20 protein-coding genes are annotated in these 18,876 nt (G+C 42.4%); 12 read left to right on the top strand and 8 right to left on the bottom strand.

What is annotated here, in order from left to right:
- The first annotated feature begins 15 nt into the window (after window positions 1-15).
- Window positions 16-615: an IMPACT family protein gene (locus tag Aso01_RS14930; RefSeq protein ID WP_039910061.1), complete on the top strand. Its 600-nt coding sequence runs from the start codon at window positions 16-18 to the stop codon at window positions 613-615.
- Entirely contained in the window at window positions 605-1,219 is a 615-nt protein-coding gene (locus Aso01_RS14925) for an acyltransferase (RefSeq protein WP_004938087.1), read from the top strand. The genes Aso01_RS14930 and Aso01_RS14925 overlap by 11 nt, the downstream gene beginning before the upstream one ends.
- A 50-nt stretch (window positions 1,220-1,269) precedes the next feature.
- Here the strand turns inward: Aso01_RS14925 and Aso01_RS14920 are convergent, their stop codons facing one another.
- Window positions 1,270-2,277, bottom strand: a complete 1,008-nt coding sequence (locus tag Aso01_RS14920; RefSeq protein ID WP_004938084.1) for a hypothetical protein — start codon at window positions 2,275-2,277, stop codon at window positions 1,270-1,272.
- A gap of 337 nt (window positions 2,278-2,614) precedes the next feature.
- Here Aso01_RS14920 and Aso01_RS14915 point away from each other — a divergent pair, with 337 nt between their 5' ends.
- Window positions 2,615-3,457: a universal stress protein gene (locus tag Aso01_RS14915; protein WP_004938081.1), complete on the top strand. Its 843-nt coding sequence runs from the start codon at window positions 2,615-2,617 to the stop codon at window positions 3,455-3,457.
- Window positions 3,458-3,568: 111 nt separating this feature from the next.
- Here the strand turns inward: Aso01_RS14915 and Aso01_RS14910 are convergent, their stop codons facing one another.
- The 6 genes from Aso01_RS14910 to Aso01_RS14885 form a co-directional block, all read right to left on the bottom strand.
- Window positions 3,569-4,237 (bottom strand): O-methyltransferase, encoded by a 669-nt coding sequence (locus Aso01_RS14910; RefSeq protein ID WP_004938079.1) that lies wholly within the window; start codon window positions 4,235-4,237, stop codon window positions 3,569-3,571.
- Window positions 4,238-4,377: 140 nt separating this feature from the next.
- Window positions 4,378-5,100 carry a D-Ala-D-Ala carboxypeptidase family metallohydrolase gene (locus tag Aso01_RS14905; RefSeq protein WP_004938074.1) on the bottom strand — a complete coding sequence of 241 codons (723 nt, stop codon included), beginning with the start codon at window positions 5,098-5,100 and terminating at the stop codon, window positions 4,378-4,380.
- A 128-nt stretch (window positions 5,101-5,228) separates the two neighbouring features.
- Window positions 5,229-5,552, bottom strand: a complete 324-nt coding sequence (gene fdxA / locus Aso01_RS14900) for a ferredoxin FdxA (protein ID WP_004938070.1) — start codon at window positions 5,550-5,552, stop codon at window positions 5,229-5,231.
- A 296-nt stretch (window positions 5,553-5,848) separates the two neighbouring features.
- Entirely contained in the window at window positions 5,849-6,307 is a 459-nt protein-coding gene (locus Aso01_RS14895) for a BLUF domain-containing protein (protein WP_004938066.1), read from the bottom strand.
- Window positions 6,308-6,496: 189 nt separating this feature from the next.
- Window positions 6,497-9,091: a DNA mismatch repair protein MutS gene (gene mutS, locus Aso01_RS14890; RefSeq protein ID WP_042065575.1), complete on the bottom strand. Its 2,595-nt coding sequence runs from the start codon at window positions 9,089-9,091 to the stop codon at window positions 6,497-6,499.
- Window positions 9,092-9,505: 414 nt separating this feature from the next.
- Window positions 9,506-10,246, bottom strand: coding sequence for an NADPH-dependent oxidoreductase (locus tag Aso01_RS14885; protein WP_004938058.1), 741 nt, complete (start codon window positions 10,244-10,246; stop codon window positions 9,506-9,508).
- A gap of 324 nt (window positions 10,247-10,570) precedes the next feature.
- Here Aso01_RS14885 and Aso01_RS14880 point away from each other — a divergent pair, with 324 nt between their 5' ends.
- A complete protein-coding gene (locus Aso01_RS14880) occupies window positions 10,571-11,146 on the top strand; it encodes a TetR/AcrR family transcriptional regulator (RefSeq protein ID WP_004938055.1) in 576 nt (191 codons plus the stop codon).
- A gap of 51 nt (window positions 11,147-11,197) precedes the next feature.
- Window positions 11,198-11,674: a nuclear transport factor 2 family protein gene (locus Aso01_RS14875; protein WP_004938052.1), complete on the top strand. Its 477-nt coding sequence runs from the start codon at window positions 11,198-11,200 to the stop codon at window positions 11,672-11,674.
- Between the two features lie 53 nt (window positions 11,675-11,727).
- On the opposite strand, the gene Aso01_RS14870 is transcribed toward Aso01_RS14875, so the two are convergent.
- Entirely contained in the window at window positions 11,728-12,381 is a 654-nt protein-coding gene (locus Aso01_RS14870; protein ID WP_004938051.1) for a cupin domain-containing protein, read from the bottom strand.
- Window positions 12,382-12,757: 376 nt separating this feature from the next.
- Here Aso01_RS14870 and mdcA point away from each other — a divergent pair, with 376 nt between their 5' ends.
- Genes mdcA through mdcH form a run of 7 tightly spaced genes read left to right on the top strand, consistent with a single transcriptional unit; the run spans window position 12,758 to window position 18,838 of the window.
- Window positions 12,758-14,437: a malonate decarboxylase subunit alpha gene (mdcA, locus tag Aso01_RS14865; RefSeq protein ID WP_004938048.1), complete on the top strand. Its 1,680-nt coding sequence runs from the start codon at window positions 12,758-12,760 to the stop codon at window positions 14,435-14,437.
- A complete protein-coding gene (locus Aso01_RS14860; RefSeq protein ID WP_004938046.1) occupies window positions 14,437-15,342 on the top strand; it encodes a triphosphoribosyl-dephospho-CoA synthase in 906 nt (301 codons plus the stop codon). The genes mdcA and Aso01_RS14860 overlap by 1 nt, the downstream gene beginning before the upstream one ends.
- Window positions 15,330-15,629, top strand: coding sequence for a malonate decarboxylase subunit delta (locus Aso01_RS14855; protein ID WP_004938041.1), 300 nt, complete (start codon window positions 15,330-15,332; stop codon window positions 15,627-15,629). Before Aso01_RS14860 ends, Aso01_RS14855 begins: the two co-directional genes overlap by 13 nt.
- Window positions 15,622-16,473 (top strand): biotin-independent malonate decarboxylase subunit beta, encoded by an 852-nt coding sequence (locus Aso01_RS14850; protein WP_004938038.1) that lies wholly within the window; start codon window positions 15,622-15,624, stop codon window positions 16,471-16,473. Before Aso01_RS14855 ends, Aso01_RS14850 begins: the two co-directional genes overlap by 8 nt.
- Entirely contained in the window at window positions 16,470-17,297 is an 828-nt protein-coding gene (gene mdcE, locus Aso01_RS14845) for a biotin-independent malonate decarboxylase subunit gamma (RefSeq protein WP_004938036.1), read from the top strand. Before Aso01_RS14850 ends, mdcE begins: the two co-directional genes overlap by 4 nt.
- Window positions 17,294-17,896, top strand: coding sequence for a malonate decarboxylase holo-ACP synthase (locus Aso01_RS14840; RefSeq protein ID WP_004938033.1), 603 nt, complete (start codon window positions 17,294-17,296; stop codon window positions 17,894-17,896). Before mdcE ends, Aso01_RS14840 begins: the two co-directional genes overlap by 4 nt.
- 12 nt (window positions 17,897-17,908) lie before the next feature.
- Window positions 17,909-18,838 (top strand): malonate decarboxylase subunit epsilon, encoded by a 930-nt coding sequence (gene mdcH, locus Aso01_RS14835; RefSeq protein WP_004938031.1) that lies wholly within the window; start codon window positions 17,909-17,911, stop codon window positions 18,836-18,838.
- The last annotated feature ends 38 nt before the right edge of the window (window positions 18,839-18,876 follow it).

Genomic DNA, 18,876 nt, shown 5'->3' with positions numbered 1-18,876 from the left:
TGTGTGATGGGTAATATGGCGTTTACGATTAGCGAAGTTGTTTCATATGAAGAGGAAATAAAAAAAAGTCGCTTTCAGGCAATCGCTATTCCTGTAGAGACTGAGCATCAGATCAAAGCATATTTGGATCAATATTACGATCACTCGACGGCACATCAATGCTGGGCATGGAAGATCGGTAATCAATTACGTTTTAATGATGACGGAGAACCTTCCGGTACAGCAGGTCGTCCGATTCTGGCGACAATTGAAGGAAATCAGCTGACGAATATTCTGGTAATCGTCAACCGTTGGTTTGGTGGCATCAAGCTAGGTACAGGTGGGCTGGTGCGTGCTTATGGTGGCTGTGCGGGGCAATGCCTGTCACGTGCAGAGAAAAAACCGCTTATCCATAAAGAATCTATTCACTTTAGTTGCCATTTCAATGAATGGTCGATTCTTGAATATGAACTAAAACAACATCAAATCGTGTATACCAGCAACTTTACAGCTGAGGGTGTAATCGTAGAGGCTGATGTCGAAATTGATCAGATTGAGCCATTATCGCTCAAGATTAATCATGTCACTCGGGGGCGAGAAAAATTAAAGAGAATACAACCGCAAGATGAACAATGATCCTTTACTCAAATATCGAGAGCAGCACAAACATCGTTTGAATTACATGCCATGGCTGTACTGGACTTTAAAACCCAAACATCGGGAATGGGCAGATGAATGGCAACGTGACTATCAGACTTATCTGATGGATATGGAAACGGTTGAAATCGGTCAAAACTGCTTTATATCGCCACTTGCACATATTTTTGCCGAGCCGGGACGAAAAATTATCATCGGCGATAACAGTTTTATTGCAGCCGATTGTGTATTGCATGGTCCATTGCATATTGGATCTGAAGTTGCCATTAACCATCATTGCATATTAGATGGTGGACGGGTCGGCATTACCTTGGGTGATCAAGTGCGTCTTGCGGCGTATTGTCATTTATATGCCTTTGATCATGGTATGAGTTTTGATCAACCCATTTATCAACAGCCAGTAAGATCACAGGGCATTCGTATTGAAAAGGATGTCTGGCTTGGAGCGCATGTAGGGGTGAAAGATGGCGTGACAATTGGTGCGCATGCAGTTGTAGGTATGAACAGTATGGTGACTAAAAATATCGACTCGCAGCATGTTGTTGCAGGAAATCCTGCTCGATTTATTCGATTACGACAATAAAAAAGACCCTATGAACTAGGGCCTTTTTTTCTCATGTAAAATTTAAGTTGTTAAACAGGAGAAAGAGTGCTGTTAATCAATTCGTCAAGTGCATTAAAGCCTTGTAAGCCTGTGCCTACAGATGCAACTGTACCTGAAACTAAATCTACTGCATCAGTTACAGTTTCAACTACTGCACCCAATACTGGTGTTGAAGCAGTAGAAGCAACCAATGGGTTAAGGTCGTCAGCAAGATCGGCAACAACACCTGCAACATCAACAACAACTGTGCCTAGTGTTTCCGCTGGTGCATTAAGAAGATCGCTGACCAATTGAACTGGATCAACGTCAGCAACATACTGGCCCACGTCACCAACGGTATCTACAACGTTGTCTACAGAATCTAGAACACCCGCAATTACACCGCCAAGTACAGGCACTTGAGTCACGTAGTTTGTAACAACGTCAGTGCTGTCAAGAACATCACCTACAGTTGTAGATACGTCAGTTACCAGATTACCCGCTACAGACGTTGTATCAGAAAGTAAATCGGTTACAGCACCCAGTAAATCACCTTCAACAAGGTTGCCATACAGATTTTCAGCAGTTGTAGAAACATTTTCTAAAGTTGAAGTCACAAGATTAGAAACAGATTCAACCACTTCACCGACTACAGGAATGTCTTGAGCCGCATCGACCAATGTTGTTGAAATTGAATCAAGTGTAGAAGCTGTGTCAGTCACTAAGTTAGTTACTAAACCAGTGGTGTCTGTGACAAGATCGCCAACAGTTTCAGCAAGATCGCCAGAAGTAATGTTTGCAGCGGTATTATGAAGTGTATCGAATAAATTATCAGTTGTAGATGTAACAAGGCCAGTGACTGAACCTACAACATCACCTAAAACAGGAACATGGTCTAAAACGTCAACCACAGGTGTAACGACTGAGTCGACCACAACATCAGTAATTGTTTCAGCTGCTGTTACAACAGCATCAACAATTTTGCCCACAGCTTGAGTCAGTCCTTGAAATACAGTTGTTAAAACACTGCTAAGTTTCCCGGTAAATAATGAAAACATGATAACCCTCTTTTTTATTTAGCATAAGAATAATTTGCATAACCTTTTTAATGAAAAAAGTGATAAATCTCAATAAATAAATTAAAAATGTCGGCTATTTTATGATTGTAAATTCTGCTTAAATTCTTATTTTTGATAGCTTTTCTATATTTTAGTTAAATTATGTGAATCTTATCACAAACATACCTTGATGGGCTTAAAGTAATATTAAAAGGATTATATATTCTAGACATCTAAAAAAATAACTGAAATAAATCCTATTCTGAAATAAATATGATAAGTTAAAAACATGTCAAAAAATCTCTAGGCACAAAGACCTTAAAGAAGAGAGGCAAGTATGAGTCGCGTAATCGCATGTATTGATTCTTCACCTTGCATCAATGCAATTGCAGAAGCAGCTGCGTGGGTAGCAAGAGAAACCAAACGGGAATTGGTGCTTTTACAAGTATTAGATTATTATCCTGCAAGCTACCATTTAGGTGAAATTAGTGGCGTCATTGGATTTGAAAGTAACGCGATGTTGCTCAAAGAGCTTGCAGAACTTGAACAAAAACAAAGTGAATTAGCAATCGATTATAGTAATAACCTACTCAAACATATCTCGGAAATGATTCTAGATAAGTATGGGTTGGAAAGTACAAAGATTCAGGAGAAAGGTGATTTCTTAGAGCAAAGTTTTAGTGTGCTCAGAGAAACAGACTTTGTCGTGATTGGTAAAGTCGGTGAGCGTGCCGCTGAAAAAAATAAGCCTATAGGAAGTAATGTAGAGAATTTTATTCGTGGAGCGAACTGTACCGTAATGACGGTGGGTGAGAACTTTAAAATTCCGACTCGGTTTATCTTTGCCTACGAGTATTCACCAACATGCTTAAATATCATGCAACGAATCTCCCAAAGTGATTTACTCAAAACTTTACAATGCCATTTATTGTATGTAGGGGATCATCCCGAAGTACTCAAAGACCCCGAAGAGTACCTTCGAACAGCAGGACTTGATGTGGTAACCGTGTATCGTTATGGCGATGTTGCTGAAAATATTCTTGAGTATCAGCAAGAGCTTGGTATTCAGATGATTGTACTGGGTGCATTTAGTCACAGTAAATTACATCAGTTCTTTTTGGGAAGTATTGCCACTTCAATTTTCAGAAATGCAAGTGTGCCGTTGCTGGTTGCCAAATAATGTAACAATAGTTATCCGCAAATGTTGTGGATAACTATATGGAAAAACATAAATATTGTATTTAAATATTTGATTTAAATACAAAAAATATTCAAGTCTGTTTTTTGATCGCTATTTGACTATCGCGATTGCAAAACCATCATGTCCTTTCGAACCCACAGTTTGAAGCGCTGTAGACGACAAAAGTCGCGGATGATTCTGCATGAGTTCAAAAGTAGAGCGGATACCTTCGATACTTGGACGCTGGTTTTCGGTATCGATAAGTGCGCCAGCGCGAATCACATTGTCTAAAACAATGACTGTACCAGAATGCGATAAGTTAAGGCTTAACTCTAAATATTCAGGATAACTTTGTTTATCTGCATCTATAAAAATAAAATCGAAAGGTTCGAAAGTGCTGGCGTCTATTGCCGCTAAAATTTCTGCTGCACGGCCCACCTTTAACTCAATTGGTACGGCTAGATTCGCCTGATCAATATTTTGCTGTGCTAGCGCAGCGTGATTGTCTCGCCCTTCAATAGTCATGAGATAACCGTCTTCTGGAAGCACCCGTGCCAACCATAAAGTACTATACGCTGCAAATGTGCCAAGTTCCAAAACGCGTTTGCATTTATTCATCTGAATGAGCATTTGCAATAACATGCCTTGATTGGGAGCAACAGCCAAGTGATCTGGAAAACCCTGAGCTGAGGTATTGTTCAGGGCAAATTTAAGATTTGCATCTTCTGGAATTAATTTTGATTCAATATAGTGATCAATGTCGTTCCACTGCTGTTGCATTGCAAGTATACCTTTAGTCCTAAGAGAGGGAAGTGTATTTAAAAACCTGACAATTCTATGAGATTTGGCAAGGAAATCAAAAAATAAAATAAAAAAAGAGATCAAATCGATCTCTATTGGGTGCCACTCGTATCAATCAATTAAAAATTACACATCGAACTGTTTCTGCTGTGGTCAGGCCCCCATGTACGATAGCCTTGCGTATCGATATGAATTTGTCCAGTACTGTACAAGCCTAGCCCCATATTCAAGCTTTGCCCGTGTTGTGACCAAAATTGACAGAGTTTAAATTTGGTATTTTCGATAAAAGCATAATCTTGCGGCTGAGGAATTTCCGGCCCAATTCTAAAATCAATTGCTGAATTGAATAGATGGCGAGAGGAATTTGCGCCACCTGCACACTGATTAAGTGGTAAATCGCGGTAGACCGATGTGACTTCAAAGTCTGTCAAAATTTTGGCAGCCACCAGATATTTCAAGACACGAAGTGTAGGAAGGGCGTTATTCCATAATTCACGATTAGGTACGGCATATTCTGAGCGACCGCATTTTTGCCAGTCACGTGCTGTACGGAGTAATTCGTAATTTGGCACAATATTGGCAACATCGTTGCGAGTTAAAAACGCCTGATAATCTTGAACTTGCGCACGATTTGTCGGGTTTTCAAGCCAGTATAAGTATGAACTTGGGGTTATTTTAGGACGAACAGGGCGTTCAATTGAAATCGTTTCTTGAGGAATGTGTATACGATGACCACGAGGAATGTCATGAATTGTCGCTTTTTTTTGAGAGGTTGTGGTACAACCAACCATCATGACCGGAATCAGGCTGAATGCAAGCAAACCTTTCAAAACCTTAGACATAACAAAATCAACAACTTATTTTAAAGTCGCTATTTTAATCTAAAATGGTCTTAGAATTATGAAATTTTTGCAATCAAATGTTGATTTGAGGTATAAAAAAGGACCAGACAGTGCTGATCCTTAATTGATTACTTCTCTAGATATTGAAGCTTATCTGCTTTGCCATTCCATTCTTCGCGATCTGCAGGCTGATCACCAATTTGGGTAATGTTTGGCCATTTTTGTGCTAATTCTGCATTAAGTTCAATAAAGACTTCCTGACCTTCAGGTAATTCATCTTCAGAGAAAATAGCGTTTGCAGGACATTCTGGCTCGCAAAGCGCACAGTCGATACACTCATCTGGATTGATGACAAGAAAGTTTGGACCTTCATAGAAACAGTCAACTGGGCAGACTTCTACGCAATCTTGATATTTACATTTAATACAGTTTTCAGTGACAACAAAGGTCATGGCGACAGCTACCTAAAATATGGTTTTCGTTAAAACTTGCCTATTTTAGGCAAAAAACTAGCAATCGAACAATTCCTTTTATTGATATTTGTTATTTAAATCCATGAAATGGATTTAAATAACTGATTTATAATCTTTTATTGCTTTTTTTGTTGCACACTTTTTATTAGTTGTACTCCTATTTATACCTGTAAAAACAAGTATTTAAATGATATCGATTCTTAATCAAGCTTTGTCGGTCAGTTGTTTATCCTGATTTATTTTTTAGCCTCAGTTTAGAGTTACCTATAGCAAACTTAATCTGAATAGCCATGCTGTGGATAATGCTGGATATCCTGATGAAGTTCTTCAGATAATAACTGAATGAAGGGTTCTGTGGTGTGATGCGTTAAAAGGTAAGGATTAAACTCATCAATATGGTGCTGTTCAAAAAAGGCCTTCATTTTTTTATTAATCGGCGCAAATTTCATGCTCCAGCGTTGAAATAGTGAATGATCGATATATTTCGACGCTAAAATTTCACAGTTTTGATGACGTGGATCTTTGATAATTTTGGTATAGAAAATATCGTGTACCGTCTTTTCTTCGCCTTCAAGGCACTGCACAAAATAACCATTACCATAATACAGCACACCCGTAATACCATTGCGTGAATTGTATTGAACAGCCTCAGTTAAAATTTCCATCAGGTCATTTTTGATTTGATGATGTTCACTATTGGTTTTGCTCACGTATAGTAGCTGAATTGCTGGCATAGTCTCACCTTAATGATTTTTAGAATTGTTGCCGCTTTTATAATTGATTGCCAAAATAACTATAACAGATTAAGACGTACTTGTATGGTTGTGAGCTTATACACTCACGTTTTTTAACATTTGTATAGGCTCATTTTACAAGCAGAGATAAAAAAGGGCATCCATAGCAGATACCCTGATTGGCTCACATTATAACGATGAGTGATCTAACTGTTCTTTCAAATGATAGAGAGCTTCTAAAGCCTGTCGAGGTGTTAAGCTATCCACATCGAGCTGCTGAAGATGTTCGAGCACAGGAGATGGTTTTTTAACCTCGATCATCTGTTCATCGGCCAGAGTATGTTCAACCGCAGCAAATAAATCAGTTTGAACTGCTGTTTGTGCGTGATCAAGCTGCTGTTTTTCTAAAATTTTAAGGCGCTTTTGTGCTTCTTTAATTACACTTGCAGGAATACCCGCCAGTTTTGCAACTTGTAGACCATGACTTTGACTCGCTGGGCCGTGCTGAACCTTATGCAGTAAAATCAGATTTCCATTAATTTCCTTTGCTGTTACATGATAGTTATCAATACCATGTTCATGGCCTAGCTCGGTGAGTTCAAAGTAATGCGTTGCAAATAAACATAAACATTTGATGCGTTTGGTTAGATCGAGTACACATGCCCAAGCCAAGGATAAGCCATCATAGGTACTGGTACCACGCCCAACTTCATCCATAAGTACCAAAGATTGATGGGTGGCATGATGCAAAATTTGCGAGGTTTCGGTCATTTCGACCATAAAAGTAGATTTACCTGTCGATAAGTCATCGGCTGAACCAATTCGGGTGAAAATACGATCAATTGGGCCAAGTTTTGCAGACTGTGCTGGCACGAAACTACCACAGTAGGCCAGTAAACTAATCAACGCTGTCTGACGCATAAATGTGGATTTACCGCCCATATTGGGGCCAGTAATAATCGCCATGCGATGCTGCGTATCTAAAAAGGTATCGTTAGGGGTGTATGGACTCTTATTGAGTGCTTCCACCACCGGATGGCGACCAGCCGTAATTTTAATGCCGGTTTCCGGCCCAAAACTTGGGCGGTTCCAATTCAGTAAACGTGCCTGATGGGCAAAGTTGCTTAACACATCGATTTGCGCAATTGCGGCACTCATCATCTGTAAATTGGCAATGTTTTGACGCAGTGTTTCTAGGAGTTGTTCGAATAAAAGTTTTTCTCGTGCCAGCGCACGCGATTCACTCGATAGCACTTTATCTTCAAAACTTTTTAGCTCAGGCGTGATGTAGCGCTCTGCATTTTTTAAAGTCTGACGACGGATATAATGACTTGGCGCTTGCTCTGCTTGCGCTCGTGTCAATTCAATGTAGTAACCACTCACCCGGTTGTAACCGATTTTAAGGGTAGGTATACCGCTCAATTCACGTTCTTTAATTTCAAGATCAATCAGGAATTGTCCAGCATGATCTCGAATTTGACGTAATTCATCGAGTTCTGCGTCGTAACCTTCTGCAATGACATTTCCATCACGCAACAAGATTGGTGGATTTTCTACAATCGCGGCATTAAGTAATTGATGCAGTGCTTTGAAATCACCTAACTGTTGGTCAAGATCATGCAACAATGCCGATTTTTGTTGTTGAAAAACTGGCTGTAAAGCATGTCGTAGAAAAGGAATTTGACCACAGGCTTGGCGTAACTGTACCAAATCGCGAGGGCGGGCACTGCCTAGCGCGACACGGCTAAGGACGCGTTCAATGTCTCCAATTTCTTTAAGCACCAGTCGAAGTGGTGTTTCATGATAGCCATGAAGCAGATGCTGAATGGCGTCGAGCCGTGCATCAAGAATAGCAGTATCACGAATGGGTTGCATGAGCGTGCGGCTGAGTAGACGTCCGCCCATTGCGGTTTGACAGTCATTGATAAGCTGAAAAAGTGATGTCCCATGTTCAAACAACGGATCGACAATTTCTAGGTTACGGCGAGTAATGGGATCTAGCGCAATAAAATCGGTGCTTTGTTCGAGCTGGATCGAACGAATATGAGGCAACGCCGTTTTTTGTGTTTCTTTTGCATAATGAATCAGCGCTGCTGCTGATGCTTTTGCAAGTGGTAAATGATCGAGTCCAAATCCAGCGAGCGTGCCAACAGCGAGTTGATCGCAGAGGGTTTTTTCGGCGTTATTTAAATTGAAATCAACATTTGGACGTTTGGTGATTGGGCATTCAATTTGCTTTTTAATTTGTTCAAGGATGTTTTGATCGACCAAATCCTCATCAACTACAATTTCACTTGGCATCAAGCGAGCAAGCTCAATGGCCAGTTGTTCAGCTTGAAACGCGTGTTCTTGTACCTTAAAAATCCCTGCACTTAAGTCCAGCAGAGCCAACCCGATCTTATTTTGATGAATGCAAACCGAGACCAGATTTGAAGATTGATAACTTCCGAGCAATGCGTCGTCGGTAATGGTTCCTGGTGTGATGATACGAACTACTTTTCGTTCAACTGGGCCTTTACCTGTGACTTCACCAACTTGTTCGCAGATTGCCACCGTTTGGCCAGCTTTAACCAACCGCGCCAAGTAGCCTTCAGCAGCATGGTAGGGCACACCCGCCATTGGAATCGGTTCGCCGTTGCTTTTTCCACGATGGGTCAGGGTAATGCCGAGCAGTTTTGCAGCTTTACGCGCATCTTCAAAAAAGAGTTCATAAAAGTCACCCATGCGATAAAACAACAGCGCATGTTGATGTTCCATCTTCACCTTAAAGTATTGTTGCATCATCGGTGTTAGTGTGGAGAGGTCAGGTGTTGAACTGTCTAATTTCAATTGTGTAAAGCCTTTTATTTCAGGTTTTTAAATCGGTTGGGGGATGCCATCATTAGGTTAAAGCCAAATACAGATAAAACCTTTGAGCCACGCGCATAAGATTTGTCTTGATATCTTGTTTACTGGCCAAATTTTAGCAAATCTACAGTCAGCATCTTAACAAATTGAGAAGAATTAACAAAAAGGAATACCGGAATGAATGGTGAAATAAAGACCAAAAACATAAGAGTGCTATAAACCTATGCCTTTTTTTATTGAGAAAAGATTTCGATTCTATTTTTACTTTTTAAGCTTTTGGGGTGAATGAATTCAATTGTGTAAACGCCAGCATGTCATATCACATCATGCTGGCAATTTAGTCGGGTTCGCTTATTTGTTAAATCCAAATCCTTGCTTGATCAAGTTAGGGAGTACATCGGGAAAATAAATGTGCTTGTAATAACCACTTACACTAGCGCTCCATGTATCACCATCGGTACGACCAGTATCTTTCCAATGCTCGACAATTTCTTGGTTGTACTTCGAGATTTTTTCTTCTAGACCATCTGTCTTATAGGTTTCATCATGACGGAAGGTTTCTAATGGAAGACGTGGTTTGTGATGTGACGGAACATCTACATGACCAATCACTACACCCGCGACAGGATAGGTATATTTGGGTAGCTTTAACAGCTTGATCATGGCATCGGAATCACGACGAATCCCACCAATAGGTACAATTCCAAGGCCTTCCGAGCGTGCAGCAGCCATCACAGAGCCTAATGCAATTCCCACATCAGTCGCGCCAGCGACAACACTTTCCACACTTTCATGTGCAATTTGCTGATCTCCGATTAATTCCAATCCGACATGACTCTTATACATATCTAGCACAAAAACCAGAAAAACGGGTGCTTGGGCAATCCAGGGTTGCCCACCTGCAATCTTGGAGATTTCAGCACGTCTTGCTTCATCGCGAATCACCACAATTGAAACTTGCTGTGAGTTGACTGATGTTGGTGCACGATAAGCCGTGCTAATGATCCGTTCTAGAGTTGCATCATCAATTGCCTCATCTGTAAAACTACGTTCACTCTTATGATCATTCAACAAATCAATCACGTTACTCATGAGATCTCCTGTATTTGGGAAACAATAGTCATCTAAAACTGACAATAATTTAAGCTCACAATATGTGAAATAAAGACATTTTGTAGCTTGGTATAGCCAAAACTTTACCATAGCGCAACATCGTGTATGTTTCAGTGGAGTTTCATATACGGGATTGAAAGTTTATACAAAAACAACTCACCATCTAACTCAGCGGTTTCAATTAGAGATACTTACAGATATAAATCAAATAAATTTCAAAATCTTGATTAAATTTTTTTGATTTTTAAATTTATTTGAAAGAAAAAACTTGCTCCGGTAGAACGATTGTTCGACCATCATTTTATGAACACAAAAAACACCAATACCCGGGAGAAGATCCTGAAAACTGCCGAGCAGCTGATTTATCAAAAGGGTATTCATGCCACGGGTATGGACCTTTTGGTTAAAACCTCAGGCGTGGCAAGAAAAAGTATTTATCGTTATTTCGCGACCAAAGATGACGTAGCTGCGGCAGCCTTAAATGCGCGTGATGAACGCTGGATGTATTGGTTTCGAACCGAATGTGACAAAGGGGAAACTCCCGCTGAGCGTATTTTAAATATGTTTAGCACACTCAAAAACTGGTTTCAGTCTGAGGGTTTCCGTGGTTGTGCATTTATTAATACTGCTGGAGAAACTGGTGATCCGGAAGACCCTGTGCGGCGTATTGCAAAGCTGCACAAGCAGAAACTTCTGGATTATATTTTTGAGCTCACTAGCCAAATGAATGTTGAGCAACCCATGGTCTTGGCCAAGCAGTTGCTTATCTTGATCGAAGGAGCAATTACCACCTCGCATGTGATGGGTGATATGAGTTCTGCCGTTAGCGCAAAAGATGTCGCACAATTGTTGTTAAATCAGGCCAGTCAATCAGTCTAAAGCTTAAAACAGTGAATTATTTTTTTATCTAAATTTTCTGGAGGATCTCCCGTGTCCCAAGAACAGAATCGACCACCACTGCCGCCTTTCACACGTGAAACGGCAATTGAAAAAGTGCGGCTTGCAGAAGATGGCTGGAATAGTCGAGATGCCGATAAAGTATCACTGGCATATACCCTAGACACAAAATGGCGTAATCGTGCAGAGTTTGCGACAAACCGAGAAGAGGCAAAAGCATTTCTTTCTCGTAAATGGAAAAAGGAACTTGAATATCGTTTGATCAAAGAACTATGGGCATTTACCGACAACCGTATTGCGGTTCGCTATGCGTATGAATGGCACGACGATTCTGGCAATTGGTTTCGTTCATATGGTAATGAAAATTGGGAATTTGAGGAAAACGGTTTGATGCATCGTCGTTTTGCTTGTATCAATGATATGCCAATTCAAGTGAGCGAACGTAAATTCCACTGGCCGCTCGGTCGCCGACCAGATGATCATCCGGGATTGTCAGATTTAGGGCTTTAAATATTTCTCGTTTGCCTCGGTTAATTTTTCCCAATTGATTAATCGAGGTTTTTTTATAGGTGTCCAGATTTAATATAAAGCTCAGCACCTGCGTCTGAAGCGATAAGTGTATGTGTTGCGTCGGCTGGAAATCGAATCCAAGTTCCTTCCGGATAATGATCATCATCATTCAGCAGTTCACCTTGAATCACCAAAATTTCTAGACCACTGAAAGACTGTTGCTGGAGTACATCTTGTGCAGAAAGTTTTTCTAAATACGTATTTTCTGTCAAGGAACTGAAAAGTGGACAAATCGTGCGACCTTCAACGACGATCCAATTATCGGGGTTATTGGTATCGATCACCAGTTTTTCGGTTTCGTTTTCGCCCATTTGCATCAGTTTGACAAAAATCAACGCACCTTCGTTGCTAGAAGGAATATGCTTCGAATTATGTGGATTACGGATATACCAACCCCTTGGATAATGCTGTTCTCCATTTTCGGTAAATGTGCCAGATAGGATAAATAGCTCTTCACCCAATGGATGCGAATGTTCTGGAAATACCGTTTTTGGCGCATACTTAACTAAACTCGTCGCACGTGCTTTTTCATCACCAATTCGATCAAGCATCATACGTTCGACTTCACCATTTGGCGATGGAAGCCATGCGTAATCATCTGGTTTAATAATGACCTTTTTGGAAAAATCGGCATTAATCATTTTCATGAGACATTTTTCCCTTGTATATCTTTCTTACTCAACCATATCATGCAACATTTGTTTAAACTGTTGTCGTAAAGATCAACAGAATAATAAGTTTACATCAATCGATTATTTGACGTTTATTCCTGTTCCATCAACCCATTGATAGTGTAAATGAAACTGCCAGTCAAGTTGATCGTCCTTTCGTAATTCAATCAAGCTCGAATAATCTGGCATATCATGAGCATTGACTTGATTACTCAATTACATTCTAAAGACTCAAAAAAGAGCTAAAAACATTAACTTTAGGTTAATGAATTTGCATTTTGCTTGATTGATTCAAGCGCAAAAAAAGCATTTTATAAGAACAGATCAAGACATGACCATTAAGGAAAATTACATGGAAGGTTCTGTTCAGCATAAAGAACGCCTATGGACAAAGCGTCGTCACAGTAAACAGCTCAAACTAGAAATGGCACAGCAATATACTGACGGTGTCGTGATCCCAACCCAAGATATCATTAAGGTACTTGAAACCTTGATCACACCGGGCGACCGAGTGGTGCTTGAAGGTAATAATCAAAAACAGGCCGATTTTTTATCTCGTTCACTTGCACAAACTAGTCCACAAGTGTTGCATGATTTACATATGATCATGCCAAGTGTGGGACGTCCAGAGCATCTGGATTTATTTGAAAAAGGCATAGCACGAAAGCTCGATTTTTCTTTTGCAGGTACACAAAGCCTTCGTATTAGCCAGTTACTTGAAGATGGTCTACTCGAGATCGGCGCCATTCACACCTACATCGAGCTTTATTCGCGTTTATTGGTCGATCTAATTCCCAATGTGGTGCTGTCGGCAGGCTTTATGGCGGATCGTCAGGGCAATATTTATACCGGACCGAGTACCGAAGATTCACCTGCATTAATTGAACCTGCTGCATTTAGTGATGGAATTGTGATTGTACAGGTCAATGAACTGGTCGATGATGTACAAGATTTACCGCGTGTGGATATTCCGGCCTCTTGGATAGATTTTGTGGTGGTGGCTGATCAGCCTTTTTATATTGAACCGCTATTTACCCGTGATCCCAAACATATCAAACCCGTACATGTACTGATGGCGATGATGGCCATCCGCGGAATTTATGAAAAGCATCAGGTTCAGTCATTGAATCACGGTATTGGATTTAATACGGCTGCGATTGAATTGATTTTACCTACCTATGCCGAGTCTTTGGGCCTCAAAGGCAAGATTTGCCGAAACTGGACATTGAACCCACATCCAACTCTTATTCCAGCCATTGAAACTGGTTGGGTTGAAAGTGTGCACTGTTTCGGTACCGAATTGGGAATGGAAAAATATGTAGCTGCGCGTCCAGACGTATTTTTTACCGGTCGAGATGGCTCACTACGCTCTAACCGGATGATGTGCCAACTGGCAGGGCAGTATGCGGTTGATCTATTTATAGGGGCAACCTTACAAGTGGATGGTGATGGCCATTCATCGACCGTAACCAAAGGTCGTTTAGCAGGTTTTGGCGGTGCACCCAACATGGGTCATGATCCGCGAGGTCGTCGTCATGATACACCAGCATGGCTGGATATGCGCCAGCAAGGTCATTCGGATACCGATACCTACCTTGCGCGAGGTAAAAAGCTGGTGGTTCAAATGGTCGAGACCTATCAAGAAGGTGGAAAACCTACATTTGTAAACACACTTGATGCTGTCGAGGTGGCAAAAAAAGCGGGTATGCCGCTGGCTCCTGTCATGATTTATGGTGATGACGTCACGCATCTATTAACCGAGGAAGGCATCGCCTACTTATATAAGGCACGTAGTCAGGAAGAGCGTCGTGCCATGATTGCAGCAGTGGCTGGCGTGACCGAAATTGGCTTACAGCAAGATCCCAAAAAGACCCAGCAACTTCGTGCAGAAGGACTGGTCGTATTTCCAGAAGATCTAGGGATTAAGCGTACCGATGCGACACGTGAATTGCTGGCCGCGAAGAATATTGCAGATTTGGTGACTTGGTCAGATGGTTTGTATCAGCCCCCAGCGAAATTTAGGAGCTGGTAATGAATGCCATATTAAACAAAACACCCGCACTTACACGGGCAGAGCAAATTGCAAATCTAGCAGTACAAGCACTAATCGATGAAGTCAATCTGACACCTAAGCCGGCATTGGTGGATCGTCGCGGTAGTGGCGCTCATCACGATTTGACACTTCAATTGATGGAGCAGTCTGCAAATAGCCTTTACCCGATGTTTAAAGCCATGGCAGAAGCAGCCCAAGCGCATGGTCACGTTTCACAAGCACTGCGCGAACAGATAGGGCAGCTTGGACGTGATGGCGAGCAGCATATGCTCAAGATAACAAACGGTGTAAATACGCACCGTGGTGCAATTTGGTCGATGGGCCTCATGGTCACCGCAGCCGCACTGGAGCTGTCGCAGCAGCATGCGCATGATGTAGAGCATCTTTGCCAGATTGCAGCACAGATTGCGTGCTTAACAGATCGTTTTGTGCCAGCTCAGGCTGTGTTGAGTCATGGTCAGAAGATCCAGAAAAAATTTGGCATTCAAGGTGCAAAACATCAGGCACAACAGGCATTTCCTGTGCTCACCACCTACGGATTGACCGAGCTGCATCGTAGTCGGGCACATCACATTGAAGAAAACAAAGCCCGGATTAATGCCTTACTGGCCATGATGGCACACTTAGACGACACCTGTGTGATTCATCGCGCAGGACTGGATGGTTTGAATCGTGTCCAAACCGGCGCGCTAAATATTTTGGCATTAGGTGGCTGTTCGAGCCAACAAGGATACCGTGCGCTGCTTGATTATGAACAAGCGCTGATGATGATTCGCGCATCGGCAGGAGGTGCCGCAGATTTACTGGCTTCGCTGTTGTTTCTCGATCAAGTCGAGCAGATCAACTGGAATGAAACGCAAGGATTACAAGCATGGAAATATTAAATTTTGAATTTTCAGCCAGCGAGGCGGCAGCGAAATCCGCATTGGTGGGGTGTGTCGGATCGGGAGATCTTGAAATCTTGATGGAACCGAGTTCGTCGAATGTCACCACCATTCAGGTGATCACCTCAGTCGATGGTAGTGAGCAGCGCTGGAAAAATTTATTTGAACGTATTTTTTCAGAGTCGAAGCAATGTGCAGTCAACATCGAAATTCATGACTTTGGTGCAACACCGGGTGTTGTCCGTTTAAGACTCGAGCAGGCTTTTGAAGAGGTGCAACATGGCTGATATTGATTACTTACTGAAAAAACAGAGTTTTATTGAGCTTGATGCTCGCCAGCGTGCCAAAAGCCTACTCGATGCAACATCTCAAAAAGAACTGCTCAATCCTTTTGCACGTGTCATGTCGCCGTGGTTAATCAAACAAAATATCGTGCCGCAAGCCGATGACGGCGTTGTAGTGATCAAGGGGACGCTTGATGGTCGGCCAGCGGTGGTCATTTCAATTGAAGGTGTGTTTCAGGGAGGAAGTCTTGGTGAAGTTGGAGGCGCTAAAATTGCAGGCGCTTTAGAGCTTGCCGTCGAAGACAACCGCAATCACATTCCTACCGTCGCGATTTTATTGCTCGAAACGGGGGGTGTTCGTTTACAAGAAGCCAACCTTGGATTGGCAGCAATTGCAGAAATTCAGGCTGCAATCGTTGCGTTACGTCAGTATCAACCTGTCATCGGGGTGGTTGCCGGAAGTGTTGGTTGCTTTGGTGGTATGTCAATTGCTGCAGGTTTATGCAGTTACCTGATCATGACCCAAGAAGGGCGCCTGGGACTAAATGGTCCGCAAGTCATTGAGCAAGAAGCGGGTTTACAAGAGTATAACGCCAAAGATCGTCCATTTATTTGGAGTATCTGTGGGGGTGAGCAGCGCTTTAAAACTGGTCTGATCGATGCCTATATCGATGACAACCGCGAGCAAATTAAGGCACAGATCATCGAATTTATTCAGCAAGGTTCACCACAACGACCTCGTTGCATGCAAGCAGAACACTACTTAGAAAAGCTTCAGCACCTAGATACCACGCAGCAGATCAGTCCGGCAGAAGTACAGGCATTGTATCAGGGAGAAAAAGCATGAATATGGATGTTAATGCAATCAAACAGGCTACTCGAGGGAAAGTATGGTTTGATCGACTGACCCAGAATTTTGAGCGAATCGAAAGCGGAATTGAATCGTTGCAGATTGCCGAAGGCAAGATCAATAACCAGATCGTTCGGGTATTTTGCATAACGGCAGACACTCAAAATCGTTTTCCACGCGCGCGTAATGGGGAGGTGGGACTACTTGAAGGTTGGGGGCTTGCCCATGCAGTAAACCAGCTGATCGAACAAGATCAAGATGCATCTAAAAAGCGCGGCATTCTTTGTTTGGTAGATGTACCGAGTCAGGCATATGGCAGACGCGAAGAAAGTTTAGGAATTCATCAGGCCTTGGCCGCAGCCGTAGACAGCTATGCACGTGCTCGTCTTGCAGGACATGCAGTAGTGAGCCTGCTAGTAGGTAAATCAATGTCTGGTGCTTTTTTGGCGCATGGTTATCAGGCCAATCGGATACTAGCACTCAAAGATTCTGGCGTTATTGTACATGCTATGGGCAAAGAATCTGCTGCGCGCGTGACCTTGCGTACGGTTGAAGAACTTGAGCATCTGGCTCAGCGTATTCCACCCATGGCTTATGATATCGAAAGCTATGCCTCTTTAGGATTATTATCGGGTCTAATTGAGGTGGAATCGGCTGAAGATCCAACCCAACATGACTTAGAGTCTGTGACTCAGTCAATCGCAGGAGCTTTTGAGGATATTCAGCAGCAGGGGCGCTGTGATTTATCGCATCGCTTGCAAGCTCAAAATCGTCAAGCCTCTTTGCGTGTTCGTGAGTTAATGAAGGCGCAGTGGTCATGATAAATTCGATACAGCCACATGATTTACTCTGGGGTATAACACCGCAAATGCTGGGTCATGATATACCTCAATGGGTGATTGCGGCTGTATCACATGGCCATCCTGTAGTGGTTCGACGTGATGTGATGATCAATCAGATGATTCCCGTCGGAATTCGAGGAAGATCACGCGGGGAGCGCTTTGCTACACATTTGCATTACAATGTAATTACAAAATGTGTGCAACCAGAACAATTGGCACACGTTGATTTAAATCTATTTCCACATTTAAAAGATCGGCTTGAGCAAATAAATATCCTGATGCACCGATCAGGTTGGGCTTGGGGATATACCGGGAGCGTCGGTTTTGAGCTGGCAACCGGATTGAAAACCGTTACGCCGCAAAGTGATATTGATCTGATTATCCGTACACCGGAAGCGATGTGCAAGAAACAAGCAACATGGTTGTTAGAGCAGTTAGATCAATTGGCTTTGAAAATAGATGTGCAATTACAAACACCGCGGGGTGGCGTTGCCTTAAAGGAATGGGCAAGGGCGACTGGCAAAGTACTGCTCAAGCAATCGAATGCTGCGGTATTGACTCAGAACCCTTGGCTGTAAGGAAGAATCGATATGAGCACAATTTGGGTATTTCCGGGACAAGGCGCGCAGCATCCGAATATGTTGCACGACCTGCCTCAGCATCATCTTGTGCAACATTATATTCAGCAAGCTTCTGATGTATTAGATCAAGATGTGCTGTTGCTTGATCAGCCAGATGCACTGAAATCGACCTATGCCGTACAGATTTGTTTATATATAGCCGGCGTGGTGAGTGCGGCACTTTTACAAGAACATGCGGGCCAGCCCCAATTTGTTGCTGGACTTTCAATTGGAGCTTGGGCCGCAGCCACGACTGCCAAGATGATAACATTTGAAGATGGATTAAAACTGGTTGCGAAGCGCGGACAACTCATGCAGGAAGCATATCCTTCTGGATATGGTATGACGGCCATTTTGGGTGCAGATCAAGCGCGTGTCGAGATGTGGGTAAACGCCGTAAAATCAACACACGCTGAAGTTTATATTGCCAATATTAACACCGAAACCCAAATTGTAATTTCGGGTGAAATAAACGCCATGCAAGCAGTGGGTTCACTTGCTCAGCAAAATGGCGCTGTATGTAAAAAAGTCGAAATCAGTGTGCCATCGCATTGTGAATTACTTACACAACAGGCACAGCAACTGGCGACGATGATGGAGGGAATTCGTACACAACAACCCAGCATTAAATATTTAAGTGGTACAAGCGCCAGAATATTGCCTACGGATCGGCAGATCGTAGACGATATCGTGTTTAATATGTGCCGGATGATTTGTTGGGACAATACCGTGCGCGCTGCATGGGAGCGAGGCGCCCGATTGCACATTGAAGCATTACCAGGAAATGTCTTAACTGGCTTGGCAAAAAAAACGTTCAAAGAAGGAACCGTATTGTCCTTTCAGAATACACAGTTGGAAAGTCTGATGACGGCGATGCACATCCAGCAAGGATGCATTTGAAGTTATCAAAAAATGAAGAAACTCAATGGATAGAGGAC

This window comes from Acinetobacter soli (genome assembly GCF_000760595.1).
Classification (GTDB): domain Bacteria; phylum Pseudomonadota; class Gammaproteobacteria; order Pseudomonadales; family Moraxellaceae; genus Acinetobacter; species Acinetobacter soli.
This window is presented reverse-complemented; position numbering and strand designations above follow the sequence as displayed.